Origin of the sequence: Bacteroides sp. AF32-8BH, from assembly GCF_003435205.1 — a bacterium.
Classification (GTDB): domain Bacteria; phylum Bacteroidota; class Bacteroidia; order Bacteroidales; family Bacteroidaceae; genus Bacteroides; species Bacteroides ovatus.
In genome coordinates this window covers 18626-43013 of the sequence record NZ_QVLZ01000034.1, presented here as the reverse complement: position 1 = coordinate 43013, position 24388 = coordinate 18626, and the positions used below count along the sequence as shown (strand labels likewise).

General features: G+C 42.4%; 17 protein-coding genes. 7 read left to right on the top strand and 10 right to left on the bottom strand.

Translation table 11 applies throughout. From position 1 onward, the window contains the following. Positions 1 to 27 precede the first annotated feature (27 nt). The 7 genes from DWZ47_RS21305 to DWZ47_RS21275 form a co-directional block, all read right to left on the bottom strand. A complete protein-coding gene (locus DWZ47_RS21305; RefSeq protein WP_004307137.1) occupies positions 28 to 708 on the bottom strand; it encodes a hypothetical protein in 681 nt (226 codons plus the stop codon). Positions 709 to 844: 136 nt separating this feature from the next. Next, positions 845 to 3691 (bottom strand): TonB-dependent receptor, encoded by a 2847-nt coding sequence (locus DWZ47_RS21300; RefSeq protein WP_117514594.1) that lies wholly within the window; start codon positions 3689 to 3691, stop codon positions 845 to 847. A gap of 23 nt (positions 3692 to 3714) precedes the next feature. Next, positions 3715 to 5073: a DUF4925 domain-containing protein gene (locus DWZ47_RS21295; RefSeq protein ID WP_117514592.1), complete on the bottom strand. Its 1359-nt coding sequence runs from the start codon at positions 5071 to 5073 to the stop codon at positions 3715 to 3717. Positions 5074 to 5101: 28 nt separating this feature from the next. Beyond that, complete coding sequence (locus DWZ47_RS21290; protein ID WP_004307134.1) at positions 5102 to 6355, bottom strand: DUF4925 domain-containing protein; 1254 nt, start codon at positions 6353 to 6355, stop codon at positions 5102 to 5104. Between the two features lie 297 nt (positions 6356 to 6652). Further along, entirely contained in the window at positions 6653 to 9499 is a 2847-nt protein-coding gene (locus DWZ47_RS21285; RefSeq protein WP_117514590.1) for a TonB-dependent receptor, read from the bottom strand. Positions 9500 to 9538: 39 nt separating this feature from the next. Continuing rightward, positions 9539 to 10915 carry a DUF4925 domain-containing protein gene (locus DWZ47_RS21280; protein ID WP_224440854.1) on the bottom strand — a complete coding sequence of 459 codons (1377 nt, stop codon included), beginning with the start codon at positions 10913 to 10915 and terminating at the stop codon, positions 9539 to 9541. Between the two features lie 33 nt (positions 10916 to 10948). After that, positions 10949 to 12313 (bottom strand): DUF4925 domain-containing protein, encoded by a 1365-nt coding sequence (locus tag DWZ47_RS21275; RefSeq protein WP_117514586.1) that lies wholly within the window; start codon positions 12311 to 12313, stop codon positions 10949 to 10951. 237 nt (positions 12314 to 12550) lie between these two features. Between DWZ47_RS21275 and DWZ47_RS21270 the strand changes: the two genes are divergently transcribed. The 7 genes from DWZ47_RS21270 to DWZ47_RS21235 all read left to right on the top strand — a co-directional run bounded on the left by DWZ47_RS21270 (position 12551) and on the right by DWZ47_RS21235 (position 20376). Further along, on the top strand, positions 12551 to 13402 hold the full coding sequence (locus DWZ47_RS21270) for a helix-turn-helix domain-containing protein (protein WP_004301017.1): 852 nt from the start codon (positions 12551 to 12553) through the stop codon (positions 13400 to 13402). Between the two features lie 667 nt (positions 13403 to 14069). Further along, on the top strand, positions 14070 to 14849 hold the full coding sequence (locus DWZ47_RS21260; RefSeq protein ID WP_004307130.1) for a polyphosphate polymerase domain-containing protein: 780 nt from the start codon (positions 14070 to 14072) through the stop codon (positions 14847 to 14849). Positions 14850 to 14866: 17 nt separating this feature from the next. After that, on the top strand, positions 14867 to 15541 hold the full coding sequence (locus DWZ47_RS21255; protein WP_004301013.1) for a DUF4956 domain-containing protein: 675 nt from the start codon (positions 14867 to 14869) through the stop codon (positions 15539 to 15541). A gap of 4 nt (positions 15542 to 15545) precedes the next feature. After that, positions 15546 to 16325 carry a DUF2490 domain-containing protein gene (locus DWZ47_RS21250; protein WP_117514616.1) on the top strand — a complete coding sequence of 260 codons (780 nt, stop codon included), beginning with the start codon at positions 15546 to 15548 and terminating at the stop codon, positions 16323 to 16325. Positions 16326 to 16343: 18 nt separating this feature from the next. Next, the gene (locus DWZ47_RS21245; RefSeq protein WP_117514582.1) at positions 16344 to 18338 is read left to right on the top strand and encodes a carbohydrate-binding domain-containing protein; all 1995 of its coding nucleotides are present in this window, start codon (positions 16344 to 16346) and stop codon (positions 18336 to 18338) included. A gap of 98 nt (positions 18339 to 18436) precedes the next feature. After that, positions 18437 to 19651, top strand: coding sequence for a sensor histidine kinase (locus DWZ47_RS21240; protein WP_004311753.1), 1215 nt, complete (start codon positions 18437 to 18439; stop codon positions 19649 to 19651). Beyond that, positions 19648 to 20376, top strand: a complete 729-nt coding sequence (locus DWZ47_RS21235) for a LytR/AlgR family response regulator transcription factor (protein WP_004311752.1) — start codon at positions 19648 to 19650, stop codon at positions 20374 to 20376. Before DWZ47_RS21240 ends, DWZ47_RS21235 begins: the two co-directional genes overlap by 4 nt. Positions 20377 to 20380: 4 nt before the next feature. Here DWZ47_RS21235 and DWZ47_RS21230 read toward each other — a convergent pair whose 3' ends face one another. The 3 genes from DWZ47_RS21230 to DWZ47_RS21220 all read right to left on the bottom strand — a co-directional run bounded on the left by DWZ47_RS21230 (position 20381) and on the right by DWZ47_RS21220 (position 24227). Next, positions 20381 to 21565, bottom strand: a complete 1185-nt coding sequence (locus DWZ47_RS21230; protein ID WP_004301007.1) for an aminopeptidase C — start codon at positions 21563 to 21565, stop codon at positions 20381 to 20383. Positions 21566 to 21699: 134 nt separating this feature from the next. Next, the gene (locus DWZ47_RS21225) at positions 21700 to 22905 is read right to left on the bottom strand and encodes a hypothetical protein (RefSeq protein ID WP_004307127.1); all 1206 of its coding nucleotides are present in this window, start codon (positions 22903 to 22905) and stop codon (positions 21700 to 21702) included. After that, complete coding sequence (locus tag DWZ47_RS21220) at positions 22902 to 24227, bottom strand: DUF4270 family protein (protein WP_022199807.1); 1326 nt, start codon at positions 24225 to 24227, stop codon at positions 22902 to 22904. The genes DWZ47_RS21225 and DWZ47_RS21220 overlap by 4 nt, the downstream gene beginning before the upstream one ends. Positions 24228 to 24388 lie beyond the last annotated feature (161 nt).

Below are 24388 nucleotides of genomic sequence, written 5' to 3'. Positions count from 1 at the left end.
TAGTTAATAATTGAATGTAAGAATCATCTACAATGTAATTCCAACTACAAAATAAAGTTGCTCTTCATAAGGGTTGGCTATTAGCTTTCCGAAGATGGGTAAAGAGAAATTGGACGTTATTTTAATATCTTTTGTTGCAGATAATCCGATATTGACTACATTGAATTTGTCGGAGTACATACTTTCCCAAGGAGTGAAACCTGCTTCGATATTCATATTTACATCCTTCACGCTGAACGGGTAACTCAACTCGCAGTAACTGGACCAGGCACGTTTCCCGTTTTCCCGGTAATCGTTTCCGGCAAAGGTAGTGTACCAGCTTACTGACAATGGGAACTTTTCGCTAAGCATATAGCCGGCTCCTACCTCGAAAGTGTGCCCGGTAGAGTGCGAACTGTAATTGAAGTATTTAAAAGGTTCCTCTTCTGTCTGGGTAAAATAGTTATTGGCGTAAAGAGTCAGGTTTTTGTATTCGTACTCTAGTGATAAATCTATTTCATTGTTCTTTTCGCGAAATTCGGTAGAACCCCATGCGTAAACGGTCAGTCCTTTCCAGTTGAGGCCGAGTGAAGGCTGCACACTTGCATTGCCGCTATCCATACCGCGCCAAATATAACTGCTTACAAAATCAGCAGTTACAAAAACTTCTTGTGCCTGTGCAAAGGCCGTACAAAACAGGATGGCAATAAGTAGGATTTGTTTTTTCATTTTATCGGTTATTTCTTCTCGTTTTCGGGGGGTAAAGATACGCAATATATAGATAAATGATGACAGATGAGGAGAAAAAAGAAAACGGCTGCATTGAGCAGCCGTTTCTTAAGTAATTGTGAATCTTGAAAGTTAGTTAGAAAGTGACGTCCATTTTCAGTACGAAAGTACGTGGAGCAGCAACTGCCATTGGGCGGTAGCTGTATTCTTTATTCAACAGGTTATTCACCATAAACTGGAAAGCTACTTCTTTTGTGGCTTTTACTCCGAAGCGCACGTCAACAGTGGCATAGTCCGTATTATGTTTTTTCCAGTAAGTAGCCAGTGTCTCTCCTTTTGAATAACCGAAAAGGATGCCACGTACATAATCCATCAGGTCTTTCTGCTGTTTCTCGCGTTCGTCCAACATCAGATAGTCAACTGCCAGAACTTTGCTCTTCCATGCTACATTGGCACCGACATTGATACGTTTCCACTGGAAATCTACCGTAGCTTTAAAACTGTGCTTCGGGCGATATTTAAGGTACTTACCAGTGTTCGATTTCTCTTTCATCTGAAGAGGATCGGTATAAAGCCCCTCTACTGCATTACGTTCCTGATAGTCAGCATCGCGTGGCTCCGTGTATACATATCCCAAGTTATAGAACAATTTCGTGTTCTTATTGAAATTATACACGCCGTTCGTTGAGATTTCTACTCCGTAAATCTGGGCTTTCGATACATTGTGGAACTGGGCTCCGATACCGAACCCTTTGCCATCTGTCAGCATCTGGAATGCATCGCCTATGCTATTAATCATCGTGTAATTGGCATTGTTGAACAGCCCGAACTGGAATTCAACCATGTCTTTATATTGTGTATAGAATCCTGCAACATCCACAAAACCCTGGAAATTACCAACTTTATATCCTTGCTTAATTCCTAATTCCGCATTAAATCCTTTCTCCGGTTTGATGTCCAGATTAGGATAAACGCCAACTCCACCAATATCCTTGCGCAGGTATTTTTCATTGATAGACGGATTACGGTAACCCTGTCCGAAGCTGGCACGGATAAAACTGTAATCAGCCAACTGATAATTTAACCCTGCACGGAAGACCGGACGGAACGGGACTTTGGTTCCGAAGATTTTAGTTTCGGCTTCACGGTGATGATTATTCACCCGATAATATTCGGCACGTACACCGGCAGATACACTCAAACGATCCCAGAAGCGCTGATCGTATTGGAAGAAAGCAGCTATATTATCACTTTTGTATACCTCATCCATTACAGCGGAGTCATAGCGGATATGTTCCAGGGTTACTCCGGTAGTGATTTGTGCACCGCCTTCCCATTTCTTATTGAACTGGTAGTCGAGGTAGTAATCGAAGTTCTTATCAGTCTGTGTTTTTGGAGTGTTTCGTGACGGATTGATAACATTTGATAACCACGGAATCAGATCACTCGGTAACTGTCCGTTCGTAAGTCCCCCTAAGTCACTCGGCACTCCGTTGTCCATTACCCAAGAGATCAGATCGCAATAATCGGCAGTCGTCGCATTCGGGAAAATATTGCCTAATGAGGTGAACACTCCGTTCATGGCATCTTCCAGATTTCCGTTGATAAGTCCGGAACCTATACCTACCAATGCAGGATAAAGTGAACTGTAATCGCCACCGGCTATATTCTGTATCGTTTTGGCATCAGTTCCCATATTTCCCAGAATATCAGTGATGGAAGTTCCTTGGGTAGGGCGTACGATATTATCGGCACTGTAATAGAAACGTCCTTTAATCTTATGTGACGTACCGTTTTCCGGATTCACATAGTTGATGAACGGATCGATATGGAAATTATTCTCTTCACGTCCCATGTTGGTGAAAGGAGACGGTTTGTACACTTCCGTTGGTGAACGCCAGATAAAGAAGTCACCATATTGATTGGAAAGGAAATCGACATTGAAACCATAATTCAACAGTTTCATTCCCATATCAGGCTGATGATAAGTGAGGCTCCCTCCCATACGGAAACGTTTGTTGTATCCCTGTTGGCGGTATCCTTCGTCAGTGAAAAGATTGATTCCTCCGCTGACATCGAAATTGCCGATACGACGGGAGTGGGAGAGGTCGAATCCTTCGTAAATAGGATTCCGTATACCGCTAAGAAGACTTCCGCGCAAGATTGGTTTAACAGAATATTTATCATCTTTCCAGAAACTCTTGTCGCTCCATTGGTATTCGTCGTTTTCCGCATCACCATATACTCCCACATAAGCACTGAAACGTGTTTTCGGAGTCAGTCCCGGACGTGCAGTACGGATGTTGATAATGCCGTTCAAGGCTGATGACCCGTACAACACGGAGGAAGCTCCTTTAATAACTTCCACCTGTTCTACATTTTCTAAAGGTATGGTGTTCCAATTGATTTCACCGGTTTTTGGATTCAGGGTACTCATGCCGTCTATCAGAATCTGGCTGCGTGCACCTACACCGTAAGTCCATCCGCTGCCACCGCGCATAGAGGGCTGTTTGTCTACAATGTCTACACCGGGCAATGTACGGAGTGTGGAAGAAATATCTGTCGGTGCCTGACGGGCAATATCTCCGGCTTTCACCACATCCATGGAAACAGTAACGTCACTCAACTTCTGTTCAAAGCGTCCGGCACTAACCACCACTTCTTCCAGTAGCTTTGTGCTTTCTTTCATATAAACATCTTTCGTGATGATTTCACGCTTATTGATAACAATTGGCATCAATACATCTTCATAGCCTACATAACTGAATACAAGATCGACTCCTCCCTCGGGTAGTTTGATTTCATATTCTCCATTGATGTTGGACACTGCTCCCTGATTGCCATGGAGTTTGTATGTGACGGCTGCGCCTGCCAATGGCTCATTGGTTCTGGCGTCGTATATATGTCCTTTCAAGGTTTGGGCAAAGCTGCTTCCGAAACCGGTAAGGGATAAAAGGATTATCAGAGTATATAATTTCTTCATTGTTCTTATTCTTTAATAGTATATTAATTTTGAGGTACGAGATCGAGTCCCAAGTCAAAACTTTGAATTTGCAATGCACATTCCGGCCAAGTGATAAATAGCATATCTATTAGCGGTTCGAGAAATCCGGCAAGTCCGGCCATTTCCGGTGGTAATAAACTTGGCAGCATTTTTAATACTATGGGATGAAAATCTCCAAGAAGCTTTAATATCGGAGCTATTCCTTCTTTATCAAGGTAAATGTATGAGTGACCATTTTGTATCTTGATGTGCATAGGTATTCCGTTTGATAACCAATCAAAGAACGTTGCAAAAGATTGATCGTTCATGCTAACGATAAAACCTAGAATCTCATTTTGCAATTGACTGTTTACTGTTTTCAGAAGACTCTTAAGTTTTAAGGCATCCATGCTGAAGATGGCATCCGAGATGGAGCTTATGATGTTTTTGTCGATCACTTTTCCACTGCCGGAAGCAACCTGTGAAATGATTGCCGGCAGATCGAGCTTTATAACAATCTTGCCATCCCTTTGAAACCAGTATGCCAATCCTTTGGGAGAAGTCGTATATTGATAATCTTTAATGGCATCCGTAATCATATCCTGATCCTCTATATCCATATTTAAAAAGGCAGTCAGAACATTACCGATAAATAAATCCTTGTTTTCCTCGTTAAAAGCATCTCTCGAATAATTGGCAATGATATTTCCATCCGGTTCCAATGTTATATCTTTCAGGACGCAAGGCAACAAGTATCCTAATAATCCCTGCAGAACACTTCCCATGTTTTGACCGTTGTAGCTGGTTTCTGTGGCTTCTTCTGTTTCCGGAAATCTGAAGTAAATGGCACATGAAGTCATCTTGTCATCTTTTTCCTCCCATTGATATCCATTTCCCTCATCTGCAATAACCTTTCCTGTTCCATGCTCTACATCTGCGAAACGATAGTTCTTAGCCCATAAATTAGCATTTGCCATCGTTACGTCAGCCAGATTTAATATAAGTCTGCCTTTCACTACGCGTCCCTCATAATTAAAGGTGCTTTGGGTGGTAGTACCGATGCCTTTGCCTTGAAAAGAGTATCCCTCTGCATCTCCTGTGAGAGGTATATGAGTCAGCTTTAATGCCTTTTCTCCCGGAAGAATATCATAAAAAGTAAGATTAGCTGTCTCACCCTTTACTGTGCTGAAATCTACCGATTTCCCAGTCATATTTTCGCCGTTGTATACCAAAGTCAAGGTAGGATTCGGATTCGAAAATTTATTGGAATAATTGGCCGTTACGTCTACAGGATCGGGGCCTGGATAATCTTCACTACAAGAAGTCAGTATTCCTGTTACACTCGTGAATATAAGCGATATTATAAGTGAAATCTTTTTCATTATCATTCTCTTTTATAGTGATTGGTAATTATTTGGTCGATGGAACTAAGTCCAATCCTAAATTGAATAATTGCATGAGTTTCCATTGTTCAGCAATCATAGCCAAATCCAATGAAAGTCCTCCTAAATCGACTTTAATTCCGGATAGTATGTTGATGACAGGAGTTAATGTCTGATAGTCCAGGTATAGATAGGTATGTCCATCTTTGGTATGGGTTATATTCATGGGAATACCATTTTTGATGCAATTGAATAAAGCGGTAAAAGAGGCATCGTCCACCATTACCAAGTAACCTAATATATCATTATTCACAATTGCATTAAGAGTGGAAAGCAGACTTTTGAGGCGAATGGGGTCCGTTTTGAGAATGGCTTCAGTAATCCCGTTGATAAGCTCACCATCTATCTGTTGCTGGCTATTCTTAATGATTTCTGTAATGATTGCGGGAATATTTAGTTTTAATATTAACTTGTTATTGGCTTGTCCCCAATAAGCTAGTCCATTAGGAGATTTCTCATAAGTACGGTTTTCTATAACGGTTTGAATTTGTTTTTGAACAACTTCTGCTTCATCGCCATTCAAAGGTAAGAACAGTAACTCTTCATTTATTGGATCTGAAGAGTAATATGCTGTAATAGTACCATCCTTTTCCAGTTTGATATCTTTTATTAATTGAGGTATGAGCGTCTGAAGAATACCCGGGGCAAGGTTACCTAAGAGATACATTAATGAAGCTTCGTCAGTTCCTATCCCTTCTTTAGGTTTCATATCGAAATAACAGGCACCTTTGTACTGTACAGGATGAAATTCATTCGTAAGATCCTGAACCATTTCATAAAGAGCGAAGTCGTATTTGTTAACCAGCTTTTGGGGATCAGCCATTACCACATTCAAATCCAGCTTCATCGTTTTCGGAGTAATGCTACCGCTGTATTTCACCGTAGCTCCTCCCATCGTGATATTTGTTCCGCTGAAAGTGTAATACCCTTTCTCTTCATTCTCATACAGTTGGATATGACTGATAGGAGTTTCCTTTTCTCCGGGAATCACATCATTCAGTGTCAGTGTTCCCGTTTCACTATCTCCTGTCTTGAAACTGACAGTTTTTCCAACGAGTTTCTCTCCACTGTAGGTTAGGTCTAGCGTATATGGTTTAATATACGAGCCATATTCCTGACTGATTTCTCCCGGCCAAAATAGCTTGTCATTGTAAGTCTCTTCGCATGATGTAAAGAAAAATACCGCGCAAGCTACATAAAATAGTTTTCGTAAGTTTCTCATTTTGCTTTTTGTTTTTATTGCGTATTTAATAAAACTTTGCAAAGTTCGACTAACAATTCTTTATTGTCAAGGTCTGTTTTTTTATTTTAATGTTCTATTTTTAATTGTGTATGGCGAAAGTGCTTAAAATGAGAAAATAAATGTGTTCTATTTTTAATATTAATTGTTCTTCTTTTAAGAATGGCTGTAAAAAGAGAATGAAGAGAGCTCTAAAAAAGCAAACGGTTTCCCACCTGTTTTTCACAGGTGAGAAACCGTTCGTTTTTTTCTTCTCTATTTCCGACTCTTGCGGAAAGTTTAGAATGTAATATCCATCTTTACAACAAAAGTACGTGGAGCGGCAACTGCCATCGGGCGATAGCTATATTCCTTATTCAGCAAGTTGTTTACCATAAACTGGAAAGCAACCTCTTTCGTGGCTTTTACTCCAAGACGCATGTCAACGGTGGCATAGTCCGTATTGTGCTTTTTCCAGTAGCTCGCCAGACTTTCTCCTTTGGAATAGCCGAAAGCAACGCCACGAACATAATCCATCAGGTCAAGTTGTGTTTTCGGACGTTCATCCATCATCAGGTAGTCCACAGCGAGGATTTTGCTCTTCCAGGCAACGTTGGCACCCAGATTGATACGTTTCCACTGGAAATCTACCGTGGCTTTGAAGCTATGCTTCGGACGATATTTGAGATACTTACCTGTGTTCGATTTCTCTTTCATCTGAAGAGGATCGGTATAAAGTCCTTCTACCGCATTGCGCTCCTGATAATCAGCATCGCGTGGTTCAGTATATACATATCCTAAATTATAGAACAACTTCGTGTTCTTATTAAAGTTATAAACACCGTTTGTCGAGATTTCCACTCCGTAGATCTGGGCTTTCGATACGTTATGGAACTGTGCTCCAATACCGAAACCTTGACCGTCAGTTAACATTCGGACAGCATCGCCGATACTGTTAATCATCGTATAATCGGCATTATTGAAGAGGCCGAACCGGAATTCAACCATATCTTTATACTGTGTATAGAATCCGGCAACATCTACAAATCCCTGGAAATTACCGATTTTGTATCCTTGCTTAATCCCCAATTCCGCATTAAATCCTTTTTCCGGCTTAATGTCCAGATTCGGATAAACACCGACTCCACCGATATCCTTGCGCAGGTATTTTTCATTGATGGACGGATTACGGTAACCTTGACCGAAGCTGGCACGGATAAAGCTGTAATCGGCCAACTGATAATTTAATCCTGCACGGAACACCGGACGGAACGGAACCTTGGTTCCGAAGATCTTTGTTTCCGCTTCACGATGATGATTGTTCACCCGATAATATTCGGCACGTACACCGGCAGATACACTCAAGCGATCCCAGAAACGCTGGTCATACTGGAAGAAAGCGGCTATGTTATCACTTTTATAGACCTCGTCCATGATGGCGGAATCATAACGTACATGCTCATAAGTGGCTCCCGTAGTGATTTGCGCACCACTGTCCCATTTCTTGTTGAATTGATAGTCGAGATAGTAGTTCGTACTTTTGTCAGTCTGCGTTTTCGGAGTGTTTCGTGTTGGGTTGAGCATACCGGATATCCAGGGGATCAGATCACTCGGTAACTGTCCGTTCGCAAGTCCGCCCAAATCACCGGGTACCCCGTTGTCCATCACCCAAGAGATCAGATCGCAATAATCGGCAGTTGTTGCATTCGGGAAAATATTGCCCAATGAGGTAAATACTCCATTCATGGCATCTTCCAGATTTCCGTTGATAAGTCCCGAACCGATACCGATCAAGGCCGGATAGAGCGAACTGTAATCACCGCCTGCAATATTCTGAATAGTCTGGGCATCTGTTCCCATATTTCCCAGAATATCACCGATGGATGCTCCCTGGCTGGGGCGCACGATATTGTCGGCACTATAATAGAAACGGCCTTTAATCTTATGTGACGTACCATTCTCCGGATTTACGTAGTTGATAAACGGATCGATATGGAAGTTGTTGTCCTCCCGTCCCATATTGGTAAAAGGAGAGGGCTTGTACACTTCTGTCGGCGAACGCCAGATAAAGAAGTCTCCATATTGATTGGAAAGGAAATCAATATTGAAACCATAGTTCAACAGTTTCATTCCCATGTCCGGTTGATGATAGGTAAGGTTACCTCCCATACGGAAACGCTTGTTGTATCCCTGCTGACGGTATCCTTCATCGGTGAAAAGATTCATGCTCCCGCTGACATCAAAATTACCTATACGACGGGAGTGGGAGAGATCGAATCCTTCGTAAATTGGGTTTCGGACACCACTAAGAAGACTTCCGCGTAAAATAGGTTTGACCGAATATTTATCCTCTTTCCAGAAACTCTTGTCACTCCATTGGTATTCGTCATTTTCCGCATCACCATAGATACCTACGTATGCGCTGAAACGTGTTTTCGGAGTCAATCCCGGACGTGCGGTACGGATATTGATAATACCGTTCAGAGCCGACGAACCGTACAGTACGGAGGAAGCTCCTTTGATAACTTCAATCTGCTCGATATTCTCCAAAGGCACGGTGTTCCAGTTGATTTCTCCTGTTTTGGGATTTAGCGTACTCATTCCATCCACCAGAATCTGGCTGCGTGCACCCACTCCGTAAGTCCATCCGCTGCCGCCACGTATAGACGGTTGTTTGTCTACGATGTCTACGCCGGGCAATGTACGGAGTGTGGAAGAAATGTCCGTTGGTGCCTGACGGGCAATATCACCGGCTTTCACTACATCCATAGAAACGGTAACGTTACTGAGTTTCTGTTCAAAACGTCCGGCGCTGACCACTACTTCTTCCAGTAGTTTGGTGCTTTCTCTCATGTAAACGTCTTTGGTCACTACTTCACGTCTGTCGATCACAATAGGCATCAGCACATCTTCGTAGCCCACATAACTGAAGACCAGATCGACTCCGCCCTCGGGCAGTTTGATTTCATAAGCCCCGTTGATGTCCGACACGACTCCCTGATTACCTTGTAATTTGTACGTAACGGCTGCTCCTACTAATGGCTCATTGGTTTTAGCGTCATATATATGTCCTTTCAGCGTTTGAGCAAAACTGTTCCCAAAGCTGATGAAGCATAGTAGCAAAGTTAGAATATATATTTTCTTCATTGTTCTTGTATTTTCTTGTTTATAGAAAGGTGCTTCTTATTAGTTGTTGACTGTAAGGTCTATACCTATATGCAGTTTAGTGATGGTAGACCAACCCTTATAAAGCGGCATGATATAACTGTCGAACAGCATCGGACCAAAATTGGGAATACCTGCCATCAAAGGTTCCAGACTGGGGAGGAAAGGAATGAACGGAGTCAATGCATCTTTGGTTACGTACAGATAAGTGTGTCCGTCTTTCTTCTCCATTTGCATGGGGATTCCCTCTTTTATCCAGCCGAACAGCATTTGGAAAGTGGCGTTATCCAGACCTGCCAGCATGGATAATATGGAATTATCCAGTTGACCGCTGATAGTACTTAATATATTCTTGAGTTGAACCGGATCTGAATTCAGGATAGCGTCTGTCAATAAAGCCATCAGATTCTGATCGATACTTTTCCCCTGCGATTTCATGACTTGAATGATAATTGCCGGAAGATCCAGTTTCAGATAGAAATGATCGTTCTTCATATACCAGTAGGCCAGTCCTTTGGGAGATGGAGCATAAATCCGGTTTACCCCCTCCGTGGCATTGATAATATCCTGTTGCTGGAAACCTCCCATCGGATAAGGTAAGAATAACTTATACATAACGAATGTAGCGACTTTATTCATAGATTCGGGATCTTCCATGTTTATTTCACTGAACTTCTGCTCTCCCAGCATCATTTCATCCGTTGTATAATTGGCTGTGATGTATCCGTTAGGTTGTAAGGTGACGTTATCGAGAAGCTGTGCCAGAAGATAACCACCCATTCCTTTCACCAGCCCTGTCATGACCGCATAAAGGAAACTGCCATCACTGCTTAGTTCAATATCCATGTCTACATAAAGAGGTGCGGCAATCATTTTACCATCGGATTCCCCCCATTCGTACAGGCCGGTATCCGAATTGCGGATCATATCCTTTCCTCTGCCGTATATGATGTCGCTAAGTGCATAAGTGTTGGCCATTTGTGCGCTGTTCACCATCTTTATATTGGTCAGGTTCACTGTCAACTGGCCGTTTTCTACACGTCCGCTATAATTAAAGGTACTGCCGGTTAAATTTCCCGTGCCGTTGCCGGAAAAAGAGTAACCGTTAGCATCTCCGGAAATAGGTATATCAGTCAGTTTGAGTGTTTCTTCTCCGGGAAATACATTATAAAAAGTAACATTAGCCGTTTCTCCTTTCACTGTACTGAAGTCGACTGCTTTGCCAGTCATTTCATCCCCATCATAAGTTAATGTCAGGTTGGATTTGCTCAAGTATTTATTCGAGTAATTCGCTGTTACGTCCACCGGGTCCGGTCCTGGATAGTCTTCACTACATGAAGTCATCAAACCTGCCGTTCCGATGAGGCTGCTTATAAATAGTATAGATAATTTCTTCATATTCTTTATTTCTTTCATATTCGTGGTTGATGTTTATTTCGGGGGTAAAAGGCCTAGTCCCAAATCAATCGTATTGGCAGAATTCCATAGGTAAGGCAATCCATTCTCGTCATTTGCCATGAGGTATCCGAGTAGATTCTTGAAGGTCGCATTGCTCGCCATGCTTTCCGGAAGCAATCCTTCCACTATCGGCTGCAATCCGGGTAATAACTGAATGAAAGCCGTGGTCGATTCTTTGGCCAGATAAAGATTGGTATGCCCGTTCTCTTCTTCCATTATGTTAAAGACAATGCCCTCGGTCAGCAAGTAGAATACTTGCCGGAAACTAGCATCATCCATATTAGCAATGATGCCGAGGAACTGATTGTCGAGTATGGCATTTAAAGTTCCAAGCAACTTTTTCAATTGAATAGGGTTCGACTTGGCAAGAGCTTCCGTAATGCCTGAAATCAGTCCCGGATCTATGGGAGTCTCACCGTCCTGGGTAGCCAGACCGATGATGGCCGGCAGATTGAGGTTCATCTTAATCTGTCCGTTGTTTGCTGCCCAGGTAATCAGATTGATGGGGGAAGCCGCCCATGTGCGATCTGCCAGCACACTGGTAATGTCGCTCTCTTTTAATGTACCAAGCATGAACTTGATGACAAATAGGGCAATCGTCCCCGTATCTTTATCGGGATCTATGTTACTGATAGGGATACTGCCAATATATACCGGACTGGTAGTGTAATTGGCGATCACGTTACCGTCGGGTTGCAAGGTGACTGATTGAAGAAGTTGCGGGATGAAATAGCAAAGCGCATTCTGAACCAGTTTCATTCTCATGAACAGTGTGCTGCCCGATTTGGTTAATTCTACATCGTCCAGATGGACATAGAATGCTCCGGTCAATATTTCACTCGATGATTCTTTCCATACGTATTGTCCTCCACTGGTTCCGACAATCATCTTCTTGCCTTTCGTAAAGCCGGATAAACCGTAACTTTTTCCCCATTTACTTTGTGGCATTACTACATTCAAATCCAGTTTCATCGTTTTCGGAGTGAGGGTTCCGCTGTATGTCACCGTTGCCCCTTTCATTGTGATATTCTTTCCACTGAATGTATAGGAATCTCCCTGTTCGCATAAATCGATTTGGATAGGAGTTGTTTTCTCTCCCGGAATAATGTCGTTCAGTGTGATGGTTCCTTTTTCACTGTCGTCTGTTTTGAAATCGACAGTTTTTCCAACAAGTTTTTCTCCGCTGTAGGTCAGGTCTAAAGTGGCTGGTTTGATGTATGAGCCATACTTCTGGTTGAGCTCTCCCGGCCAGAATAGCTTGTCATTATAGGTTTCCTCGCAAGATGTAAGGAGGGAAGCTGTACAAGCTACATAAAGAAGTTTTTTCAAAGTTCTCATTCTCTTTTAGGTTTTATTTTAATGTATTATTTAAAACAGTGCAAAGTACGGTGAATAGGTGACTGCCGTCAAGCTCCATTCTTGGGATTCAATGTTCTATCTTTGTTATTTTCTAAAGAACACTCCTAATAAAGAAGAAAACAATGTTCTGTTTGTAAGATATAAGATACCATTTTTGAACTCTTTGTTTGGAATTCGGATGGAATGGATATTTTTGATAAACTAAAAAACTAGACGATGATAATAAACGACTCCTTTCCCAAATTTGACCTTCCGATTGATTTTATAGCAGATGATAGTATCACTGGGGATATTTTAAACTATTACAGTAATTTCCCATGCAAAATAAAAGCCGGTGTCTTTGTACTCTGTACCGAAGGGATGGTGAAAGCTACCATTAATTTGTTGGAGGTTGTCATTCGTAAGAATGATTTTGTAATTGTCCTTCCTAATTCGTTTATTCAGATACACGAAGTTTCGTCTGATACCCGCATTTCTTTTGCCGGTTTTTCATCCGATTTTATGCTTTCCGGCAACTATGTGGAAATCCTGCTAGACTCTATGCCTATGATCTTAAATAGCCCTGTCATTTCTCTGCAAGACGATATTGCCGGCTTGTATCGAAATGTATATCTTTTGCTGATTCGTGCTTATACACTTCCACATTCATTGGAAAATAAAGACATAATACGCTCCATACTGGCTATTTTCTTACAGGGAACGAAAGAACTGTATAAACGCTATGGCAGGAAGCTTGACGAACCTTTGAGAAGAGAGCAGGAGTTGTACAGGCAGTTTATACAGCTGCTGATGGCTCATTATACCAGTGAGCATGAAGTGGCATTTTATGCAGAAAAGTGTGGAGTTACTGCAGCGCATTTCTCTAGTGCAATTCGGAGAGCAAGCGGATACAGTCCGTTGGCAATCATCACGGAGATTATTATCATGAACGCGAAAGCACAACTGAAAACCACCCGGTTGCCGGTAAAAGAAATAGCATTCTCTTTGGGCTTTAACAATCATTCCTTTTTCAATAAATACTTCCGTAAACAGGTGAAGATGACTCCGTTGGAATATCGCGAGAAATAAATCTTTGTTTGCTTAAAATTGGGCTATACATAAAAACAGGATGTTTTATACATTTTCCCTGCTTTAATTAGAACCGGTGTGAGGGCAGTAATTCAAAAGGAGCTTAAATGTTTGTTTGAAGAATGTGAAAAGGTAGCACTTTGCTGATAAATCATTCTTTTTGCACTAATCTTACGTCAGAATCGGAATAAATGAATCTCTCTTTTTCTGATGTATAGCTATTTGCCAGATCAGCAATCAGCGAAGTTAGAAGTGAAATAGCTTGGAAACGACTCTTATTTCAATCTACAAATCCTTGCTCACCGATGAACGGTAGCTTGGTCGGTGAGCAAGGAGGCGTTCCTCACCGACCAAGGATACCTTTCATTAAAAGAACGGACGTTTTCATACAATGAAAAACGGTCTGTTTATCCTTTATTTATGCATAATAAGGGGTGTGATGTGCATATTCTTGCACTAAATTAGGCATTTTATTTTCTATTTGATTCGATTCATGGCCATTGCTGAATAATAGAATCTTAAAAATAGAACAGAACTGTTTATTGCTGTAATACAGTCGATTCACCGATAAGAATCCCCCGTTCATTGATTTTTTTTCCTTTTTCTGCTTCTCTGTCATACATTTGTTACAGTATTGTAACATTTGCTACTCTAATCCCCTATGAATATGAACGAGACATGTAATGTGACCACCGCACTTTCCGCTTTCTCCTCCATTTCTTTGGAAGAGATGAGTACCATCCGTTTGATGAACCGTACCGACACAAAGTATATCGTTTCACTCTCTGCCCTGATGGACGTATTGCAACGGGCAAGTAACTGTTATCGTGTGCAGGAGGTGCAGGGAGAACGGAATATAGTTTATCACACTACCTATCTCGACACTCCCGATTACGCCATGTATCTGGCTCATCAAAACGGAAGAGTGATCCGTGAGAAAATCCGTGTAAGGACGTATGTCTCTTCCGGTCTGACTTTCCTGGAAGTGAAAAATAAGAATAATAAAGGGAGGACAGATAAAAAGCGGATCCGGGTGCAAGGAGTAAACTCGTTGCGTCAGGATGGAGGAGAAGAGTTTCTTCGCAATTATGCCTGGTATGAGTTGTCTACCTTGAAACTTCTACTGGAAAATCATTTTCATCGTATTACATTGGTGAATAAGGCAATGACAGAACGGCTGACCATCGATACCGGTGTGCATTTCCATCATCTCATAACCGGAACAGAAGCAAGATTGGAAAATCTTGCCATCATAGAACTGAAGCGCGACGGGAGAACTTATTCACCCATCGGTGAAATACTGCGCGAACTGCATGTGCGGCCTTCGGGAATTAGTAAATATTGTGTGGGAACCGTACTCACAGCCGGCAACTTAAAATATAATCGGTTTAAACCCAAGTTGAGAATGGCACAGAAGATAGCAAAGAAGCAACTAATGAATATTTAATATAAAACCTGAATAATATGTTTGATGAACTAAGTGATATTACATTAATAGAAACACCATTGATGGATAGCGCAGGTTTCCTGGAATTGTTGTTGCGATTCTGCTTCAATTTACTGGTGGTATCCTGCATTATTCATCTGTTTTATTACCCCAAGAGCAAACGGCGTGATTATTATTTCACCTTTACGCTGATAAGCATCAGCATTTTCCTGATGATTTTCTTATTGGGAAGTGTCAAACTGAAAATAGGTTTTGCGCTCGGTTTATTTGCCATTTTCGGTATCATTCGCTATCGGACCGAGTCAATGCCCGTGCGTGAGATGACTTATCTTTTTGTTATCATTGCCATTTCGGTAATCAATGCTCTTGCCGTAGAAATCAGTTATGCCGAACTGGTATGTACCAACTTGCTTTTCATTGTCAGTATATGGCTTTGCGAAAGCAATCGCTGGCTGAAACATATCTCCTGTAAATTGATTCAATATGACAGGATAGAACTGATAAAACCCGAAAGAGAATTGGACTTATTGCGCGATCTCCGCGAACGGACAGGACTTGACATTGTTCGTGTGGAAGTGGGACATATCGATTTTTTACGGGATACAGCCATGCTGAAAATCTACTATGAACCGCTGAAAGATGAGATAAATACGATTGATACGTTGACCCGCTTACCTAAAGAAAATGAATAAGGAAATGGAAGATAAGTCAGGCAGAGAAAGTAAGAAGAGACTCTGGGATACAGGCAGATACCTGGTTGGTTGCCTGTTATTGTTGTGTATGGCAGGGAAGAGTTATGCACAGGGAGATGATTTCGGCGTGTGGACCAGTGCGGAAGTGAAGAAAAAGATATTCTCCGGTTTCGATGCTTCTCTGGAAGGTGAATTCCGTACAAGAGACGGATTGCAGACGGTGGAACGCTGGTCGGGTTCGGCAGGTGTTTCCTATAAGATATTTCGTTGGCTGAAAGCATCCGCAGGATATACGTTTATTCATTATTACCATCCGATGGAAGTCACTAAAAAAGGAAACTATATCCCCGAATATTGGCAGCCGAAACATCGTGTAAACTTGTCATTAACAGGAAAGGTGGACTGGCGCCGCTTCACGTTTTCCCTTCGTGAACGGTGGCAATATACTTATCGTCCCAGTCAGTCGGTCCCCAAATTCGATGGTGATGACGGGAGTGTGAAGAATGATGAATATATCAGTGGAAAAGGAAAAAATGTGCTTCGTTCCCGTCTTCAGGTGGAATATAATATACGTAAATGTGCTTTTACGCCTTATACTTCATGTGAACTTTCATATTCGTTGAATGAGATCGGTGCTTTTGAAAAGTTGCGATGGACATTGGGGACGGAATGGAAACTAAGTAAGAAACATGCTCTCGATTTTTATTATCTGTATCAGAATAAGGCAGACGACGATGAGGCAAACGGGCATGTGATCGGTGCAGGATATTCATTTAAGTTTTAATATATAAAACGAGAAATTATGAAAAGAATAGTGTTGTTTTGGATACCGCTTTTATTGCTGTTGTTGGTGAATTGTACGACGGAATCATTCGATTTCGGCGATCAGGAAGGAATATTGGTCGAAGGTTCGGGAGGTGGAGGAAGCAGTCAGCCCAACCCGACGATTCCCGAGGGATCGGAAGACTTATTGGGATTTACAATCGCTTTTGATGAAAGTGATAGGACGACGTATGGAAGCATGTCGGAAACGGTCACTTCCGATGATGATTTTATAGAGAACTCCCAATTTGCCTCCGTGGTGACGATTACCTATAATGGAACGACTGCCACGGTAGGTAATGGAGTTTCCGGAGTGGAAGTATCTTCCAATGGGGCGCATATTGTGGTCAATTCTACGGTCAGCGGAGTAGAGTATGTGTTGAACGGGACTACTACGAACGGCTCGTTCAAGGTATACAGCGAAAAGAAATTCAAATTATCACTGGCGGGGGTGTCTATACTCAATCCGGTAGGTGCTGCCATTAATATCCAGTCTTCCAAACGTGTGTTTGTGGTATGCGCGGATGAAACAACGAATGTGTTGACAGATGGGTCTTCTTATACGGCAACTACTGATGGAGAGGATATGAAAGCCTGTCTGTTCAGTGAGGGGCAGCTCATTTTCAGTGGAGGCGGTTCACTCACAGTTACCGGAAATTATAAACATGCCATCACAAGCGATGATTATGTGCGTTTCCGTAGCGGGTGTAATATTACGGTAGCTTCGGCCAAAAAAGACGGAATCCATACTAATGAATCTGTGATTATCGGCGGCGGAATACTGAATATATCTTCTGACGGCGATGCTATTCAGTGTGAAGAGGGAGGAATTACGATGACCGGAGGATTTGCCAAACTCTCTACAACGGACAATAAAGCGCATGGGTTGAAATCTTGTCTGGATGTGGTAATCAGTGGCGGTGCTATTCAGGCACAAGTGGCGGGAGCAGCCTCCAAAGGAATATCCTGTGATGGTAACCTGACCATCTCCGGAGGAAAGCTGACTGCATTCACTTCTCAAACCGCACTTTATGAAGACAATGATTTGAGTTCGTGTGCAGGAATTAAATGTGACGGAAATATCCTGATTACAGGAGGGGAGATCGCCATACAGAGTACAGGTGGAGCCGGTAAAGGTATCAACTGTGACGGTTCGATTACCATCAATGACGGCACGGTGAAAGTGATAACTACCGGTACGCAGTGTGTGTATGGCAAGCTCGACTCGTCGGCAAAAGGAATCAAAGCGAACGGTGCGTTGACAATCAATGGAGGAACGGTGCTTGTGAAGGCTACCGGTGGGGAAGGTAGTGAGGGTATCGAGAGTAAAAGTGTGTTGACTGTCAATGAGGGCACGGTTGCCGCGCTTTGTTACGATGACTGTATGAATGCAAGTAACAGCATTGTTCTTAATGGTGGCAATATTTATTGTTATAGTTCCGGAAATGACGGCATTGACTCTAATGGTACGTTGACCATTACGGGGGGAGTGATCGTATCGTCGGGTACTACTTCTCCCGAAGACGGATTCGATTGCGATCAGAATACCTTTAAGATTACCGGGGGGATTGTTCTGGGTATTGGAGGAGGAACAAGTACACCTACATCAAGTGTATGTACGCAACGCACTGTGATCTATGGCGGTTCGGGAAGTAACGGAGAAATACTGAATATCCAGTCGGCCGACGGAACCAGCGTACTGACCTATCAGATTCCCCGTGCTTATTCTCAAATGACGGTATTATTCAGTAGTCCGAATCTGACCTCGGGCGGTAGTTATACTATCTCAAAAGGAGGAACGGTTTCCGGTGGTTCCGAGTTCTTCGGGTTATATTCGGGAGCCACTTATTCCGGTGGCACACAGACGGCAACATTTACTGCCAGTTCGATGGTGACACAAATCGGCAGCACTTCCGGCGGTGGCCAGCCCGGTGGTGGAGGCGGTGGACATGGACCTGGTGGATGGGGATGGTAAACAGCAGTTTACCGTCGAAATCCGTTCTTTGGTCGATTCTATTTGTGATAAAACAGGTTCGGTTTTATCTTTGTTTCGATAATCAGAAGCAATGAGGCATGAAAAGACTGCGTAAACAACACGTGCTGGAGCAGAGTATTTACGGAGCTATCTGGATCGTAATATTTCTTCTTCCGCTGATAGGCGGATACTTTGCCATGAGTGGAGGACTTGAACGGGAGGAAACCCGTATGGTGATCCGCGAATCATGGTTGAGTATCCTTCCTTTTTTCGTGCTTTTCCTGTTGAATAATTATGGGCTGGTTCCCTATTTTCTTTTTAAGAAAAGGTACTGGCAATATACTGTTTCGTTGATTTTTGTAATAGGAATGATTTGTTGGCTTTCTCCGTTTCCTTCTGCCAATCATTTCCCCAAAGATTTCAAGCGAGGAGAGTTGCCTCTCCGTATGAAGGAGAACCGGAGGGACCAGATTATTAAGACGAGAGAAAAGGCGAGGGAGGAAGGGGATGTGCATTGGCATGAATCCAATCCCGAACAACGTCCTAGGGGAATGGGAGATCCAAATGGTCCCGGAAGATTTCCAAAACCGACTCCTTTTCCTTATCCTCCTTTTGTGCTCCGCTATCTTATTCATTTCATCATTGCCTTTTTGATGGTAGGGTTCAATATCGCCATCAAACTTTTCTTTAAATCTTTCCGTGATGAAGAAATGCTGAAGGAACTGGAACATCAACGTTTGCAGTCGGAACTGCAGTATTTGAAATATCAGATTAATCCTCATTTCTTCATGAATACGCTCAATAATATTCATGCGTTGGTGGATATTGATACGGGGAAAGCGAAAAGTACGATTGTGGAACTCTCTAAACTGATGCGTTATGTGCTTTATGAAGCGAGTAATAAAACGATTTTGCTTTCACGTGAGGTTCAGTTTCTTAAAAATTACATTGCCCTGATGAGTTTGCGCTATACCAACAAAGTATCTATTCAGATGGATTTTCCGGCCGAAGTGCCCGAAGTGCAGATTCCTCCTTTGCTTTTTGTCTCTTTTGTGGAAAATGCTTTTAAGCATGGAGTCAGTTATCGGAGCGAGTCTTTTATTCATGTCTTGATACAGTTGGATGAGGGCAACCGGCTTTCATTCCGTTGTTCCAACAGCAATAATGGTTCGGCTGACGAACAGCATCATGGCATCGGACTCGAGAATATCCGTAAGCGGTTGAGGCTTTTATTTGGCAATGATTATACGCTTTCCATTACCGAAGAGGAACATAAATTTGATGTCTTACTTATTATACCTTTATTAGAATGAAATGTATAGCAATAGATGATGAGCCGTTAGCATTGACGCAGTTGTCGGATTATATATCCCAGATACCTTTTTTGTCTTTGGTAAAGTCATGCCAGGATGCGTTCGAGGCAATGAAGATATTGTCCGAAGAGGAGGTTGATTTGATCTTTGTGGATATTAATATGCCCGATTTGAACGGATTGGATTTCATACGTTCTTTGGTGAACCGTCCGTTGGTGATTTTCACTACTGCTTATTCTGAATATGCGGTAGAGGGTTTCAAACTGGATGCCGTAGATTATCTGCTGAAACCGTTTGAGTTCCAGGATTTATTGAAAGCGGCGGATAAAGCCCGCAGGCAATTTGAATATCGTTTGTTGGAACAACAGGGTGAAATAGGAAATGCTTCGCAGATAAAAGGAGATTCATTATTCGTGAAGAGCGATTACAGAGTGGTTCGCATCGATGTGAAGAATATCCGCTATATTGAGGGGATGAGTGAGTATGTGCGTATCTTTGTGGAAGGAGAGGACAAGCCTGTAATAACGCTTGCCAGCCTCCAGAAAATGGAAGAACGGCTTCCCACGCATTTCATGCGGGTCCACCGTTCTTATATTGTCAATCTTCGCAAGATTACCGAAGTTTCCCGTCTTCGCATTATCTTTGATAAGAATACTTATATTCCTGTCGGTGATAATTATAAGGAGAAATTTACGGAATACATTGGGAAATTAAGCCTTTCTTAAATAATTATTTAATTCCCAGTTTTTTGGCAATTTCTTTAGGAAGTGCATCTTTATGCACCAGGATATTCATTGTCTTGTAGGCAACGAATGCTTTGGAAGCATACCAGATACCATCATATTTGCCTGATTTACCCCAAGAGTTTTTCACCATGAAGTATTCTTTTCCGTTCTGGTCTTTAGCGATGCCGTAGATTACCATTCCGTGGTCGTCTGTTGTTTCCCAGTTGTCAAAAGCAACTTGACGCATTTCCTGGGTAATATCCTTTTCAGGGAAAGGTTTGGTGAATAGTTCTCTGCGTTTGTCGGCGGCAGTCAATCCTGTCCAACGGGCCATGTCTGAACCGGACAGTTCAGATTCTTTGGCTGCATCTGGCATTACGGCGATACCGTCACGTGAGAATCCTTGTTCGCTGACATCGCTACCCCATGCAAAGGTATAGCCTTTCTTTACTGCATTGTCCATAACAGCCATCAGTTCTTCGATAGGCAGGTTGTAAGACAGACCATTACGCCAGTTATCCTGAATTTCGATGGCGAATTGAGAATAGAACGGATGGTGTGTATAAGAAGTCAGTGATACATAGTCGTTATAGTTCAATCCCAGTGATTCGGCAAAAGTCTTCGGAGTATATTCTTTGCCTTTGTAGGTGAACTTCTCCGGACATGCTCCTAGGTAAGTGTCATAAATGGCACTTAGTCCGTTTTTCCATACCGGAGTCAGTTTGCTTAATTTACCTTTTGCAATCGCATTGATATAACCGGAAGCAACAGCATCCAGCTCATTATGTACCGGCAGCGTATCACCATACATAATACCCGGCATCACTTCTTGCGGAACGATACCATAATTCTTGATGCAATACATTACATCATAAAAACTTCCACCCGGAGAGAAAGAACTGTCACCGTGATAACGTACATAGTTTACTCCGCGATCCTGCATCGTTTTGTGTACAACAAACATTTCAGACAGGTCGTATTCACCTTTACCTAAACGAAGTAGTTCTGATTCAACAAATCCGAGAGTTGAGAAACTCCAGCAAGTACTCGAACGATTTTGGTTCTTGATAGAAGTTATCGGATTTTCTTTCACTGTCGTGAAAACAAAACCTTCTTCAGGTTTTGCATCTTGTGCCATAACACTTAGGCTGAACAGGCCTAAAGCAGCAATAAGGATTGTCTTTTTCATTCCTATGAAATTAATATTAAATTGTTTTGGCTACAAATATAGGAAAGTTTCACCACAGAGTAACACAGAGTTTCACAAAGTTTTCTCTTTTTTCAAATGGACAGCTATCTTAATGACTTCCGTTTTATGACATTTTATTGTATCTTGGCGCGGTAAGTTCGCTCGGAGAAAGTAATATTCAGGAACAGGGAAAGGCTGTTTTCTTTTTGCATACCGTTAGGAATTTTCATCTGGCCTTTATATTTCAATCCGATAGAAAGGACGTTGTTATTGCGCAATCCGAAGTTAAGTCCGGTACTGACGTAATATTCGGTTGCCTTTTTCTTTTGAATGACGATATAGGAATTATTAATACCTGTTCCCAATAGGATGCTGACCGGATTACGATAGACATTGCCCAATGTATATCTTCCACCGACTGATAACCGGTGTTGATTCTCAAAACTGACATTGGATTGGGAAGATTGCATCCGGCTCCAGTCCACATATTTGTAGTCGATGGTTGCCATCCAACGTAGAGTGTTGTAGGAAGCTCCGAGCCCAAAGAATTGAGGAAGACATTGGCGATAGCGTTTCAGGCTTTTTTCAATATCATCTCCTCCCGAACTGCTACTAACGTATAAGTTATTATCCTGCTTAAAATCCTGCGAGTAACCATATACGGCACCGGCAACGAAAGAACGTTCGCGGTCTATAGCCCATTTATACTGTACACCGAAATCCGCATAAAAAGTATGTTTGTAGGAGCTGGTTTCTTCTGTGGCAGTACCTTGCGTCTCCGTTTGTGTGATGGTCCCCGTCACATAAGAAAGATTGGTGCCGACAGAAAATCTTTTTCCGAAAAGGTAAGCCGTGCTGATACCCATCTTGGAAAGTCCTCCTTCACCCTGAAAGAGAGAAGAGATAGTACCTCCATTGGTGCCTGCCACTTCTTCATCCAGCGTGATGGCATATCCCACACTGCTGACGGGAGCCATGAAAATTGCTCCATACCAGCGTGGCATAATCCGGCAGCCGATACTTAGGTTATTCAGATTTCCGGTGACGGAACGGTTACTTGCTCCTCGTTGCGAATAAATCTGGTATGCTCCCATGATACCGGCATCGATCTGGAAGCGTTGTTCGGTCAACTCTGTGAGTGAAGCCGGATTGGCATTGTTAAGGAAATTATTTCCTCGCAATGCAATGCCTGTGCCGCCCAGTCCGGCATATTGCCCGCCTTCCCCGGTAGAAAGTTCTCCCAGTCCGAACATGGAAGTAGGGGAGTTCGTTGTATTTTGTGCAATAACTATAGAGACAGGAGTATAGAATGCCAGAAGGCAAAACAAAATCTTTTTCATTGTTGATAAGTTTTGTAAAGTATGATAAGTTTGGTATTCTTTTTATTGGCGGTATGTTCTCCGTCGCCGAAAATAACGCCTTGAAGTGTGGTATAGAACAAGTTGTCCGGAAGAAATAATTGTAGTTTCTGACGATCATATCCGGTAGTTCCCAGGTTTGTTTGCAGGAAAGAGGTGATGTCAAAAGAGTAATAAGTCTCCTCATAAGACATCTCGTCGACTACTAGATTTCCGCTTTGTACGGAACTCCCGGTGAGGTCGGTGATTACACTTTGCGTCACATTTTCATTGTTGGCGGTGTAGAGAGCCAGGCTTTTGGGCAACGGGTACATGCCGTCATAAGTTCCTTTTACCGGATATAACTGTAACGTTGCGCTCTCGATAGTCACAAGCTCTCCTTTTTCGCAGAGATTATTTAAATGTGGGAAGTCGATGGTGACATACATACCTGTCATTCCCTGCAGGTAGACCTGATGCTCGCTTTTTCCGGAAGAGTATTCATTGCCGTCCCCACTTTGCAGGTTGGCTATCGGGGTGTTTGAGCGGTCCTGTTCTATTTTGTTGTAAGTCAGTGTGCTGCTTGTATTGAAAACCAGTGTTTTTTCGTTCAGTGTTTCCGTAATCTGGTGATAGTAGACCGTGATGCACATACTGGAGTCGTTGACTTGAAATCCGCTGATACAAGCGTCATTTGCATCGGGTATAAAAGCAATTCCTTTGAAATAATCATGGAAGAAATCCTGGGATTGTACCCATCGGCCATCATTCAGCATCAAGTTGAACCATTCTTCTCCCCATGCATCCGGCAATCGTATTTCCAGTTCTTCGCTCGGTGAGCCCGGAGTAGGACGAAAGTCGAAAGATGCCAGTGGAGTTTCGTTGTAATAGGCAGTAGTAGTGTTGTATAGGTACCCTCTATCGTCCAGTTCTATATTCTTTGTCAGTTCATGCAGATGAATGCGTTGGGTTTTTAGTGTATCTCCCAGGTAATTGCCCGAAGAATACAGGCGTATGGTGATCGAGTCGAACTCATATTGGATGTTTTCATCAAAAGAATAGGAAGGTACTTCATACTCTGCGTAAAAAGAGGCGGTAATTTTCCCCCATAAGTTGTCGTCACGGTATCCTATCTGGCAAACCGTATCTCCCGAAGTGGCTATGGAGTCGCTTAATACTGTACTAAGTAATACCGTACAAGTATCCATCTGTTCGTTGAGGAATGAACTTTGTACCCATTTCGCTCCTATGGACGATGAATCGTCTACACAAGCGAAAAAAGAAAGAGATATAAAGAATGAAAAAAGTAGTATGATTGACTTCATGTAGTAAAATGAAATTGGTTTTGTACCGGCAAAAGAAGAGGTTTTAAATAGTCCTCCAAAAAACTATCGACTAAATCTCTGTATTTGTCGACCTGAATTTTGTTGGTAGATAGAATGTCTTTATTTGTCGATAGTTTTTTTATGCGTGCCCGTTGCCGCCT

Excerpts from the sequence above, each read along its gene's own strand:
- DWZ47_RS21305 (WP_004307137.1), bottom strand. The coding sequence starts at position 708 with ATGAAAAAACAAATCCTACTTATTGCCATCCTGTTTTGTACGGCCTTT.
- DWZ47_RS21300 (WP_117514594.1), bottom strand. The coding sequence starts at position 3,691 with ATGAAGAAATTATATACTCTGATAATCCTTTTATCCCTTACCGGTTTC.
- DWZ47_RS21295 (WP_117514592.1), bottom strand. The coding sequence starts at position 5,073 with ATGAAAAAGATTTCACTTATAATATCGCTTATATTCACGAGTGTAACA.
- DWZ47_RS21290 (WP_004307134.1), bottom strand. The coding sequence starts at position 6,355 with ATGAGAAACTTACGAAAACTATTTTATGTAGCTTGCGCGGTATTTTTC.
- DWZ47_RS21285 (WP_117514590.1), bottom strand. The coding sequence starts at position 9,499 with ATGAAGAAAATATATATTCTAACTTTGCTACTATGCTTCATCAGCTTT.
- DWZ47_RS21280 (WP_224440854.1), bottom strand. The coding sequence starts at position 10,915 with ATGAAGAAATTATCTATACTATTTATAAGCAGCCTCATCGGAACGGCA.
- DWZ47_RS21275 (WP_117514586.1), bottom strand. The coding sequence starts at position 12,313 with ATGAGAACTTTGAAAAAACTTCTTTATGTAGCTTGTACAGCTTCCCTC.
- DWZ47_RS21270 (WP_004301017.1), top strand. The coding sequence starts at position 12,551 with ATGATAATAAACGACTCCTTTCCCAAATTTGACCTTCCGATTGATTTT.
- DWZ47_RS21260 (WP_004307130.1), top strand. The coding sequence starts at position 14,070 with ATGAACGAGACATGTAATGTGACCACCGCACTTTCCGCTTTCTCCTCC.
- DWZ47_RS21255 (WP_004301013.1), top strand. The coding sequence starts at position 14,867 with ATGTTTGATGAACTAAGTGATATTACATTAATAGAAACACCATTGATG.
- DWZ47_RS21250 (WP_117514616.1), top strand. The coding sequence starts at position 15,546 with ATGGAAGATAAGTCAGGCAGAGAAAGTAAGAAGAGACTCTGGGATACA.
- DWZ47_RS21245 (WP_117514582.1), top strand. The coding sequence starts at position 16,344 with ATGAAAAGAATAGTGTTGTTTTGGATACCGCTTTTATTGCTGTTGTTG.
- DWZ47_RS21240 (WP_004311753.1), top strand. The coding sequence starts at position 18,437 with ATGAAAAGACTGCGTAAACAACACGTGCTGGAGCAGAGTATTTACGGA.
- DWZ47_RS21235 (WP_004311752.1), top strand. The coding sequence starts at position 19,648 with ATGAAATGTATAGCAATAGATGATGAGCCGTTAGCATTGACGCAGTTG.
- DWZ47_RS21230 (WP_004301007.1), bottom strand. The coding sequence starts at position 21,565 with ATGAAAAAGACAATCCTTATTGCTGCTTTAGGCCTGTTCAGCCTAAGT.
- DWZ47_RS21225 (WP_004307127.1), bottom strand. The coding sequence starts at position 22,905 with ATGAAAAAGATTTTGTTTTGCCTTCTGGCATTCTATACTCCTGTCTCT.
- DWZ47_RS21220 (WP_022199807.1), bottom strand. The coding sequence starts at position 24,227 with ATGAAGTCAATCATACTACTTTTTTCATTCTTTATATCTCTTTCTTTT.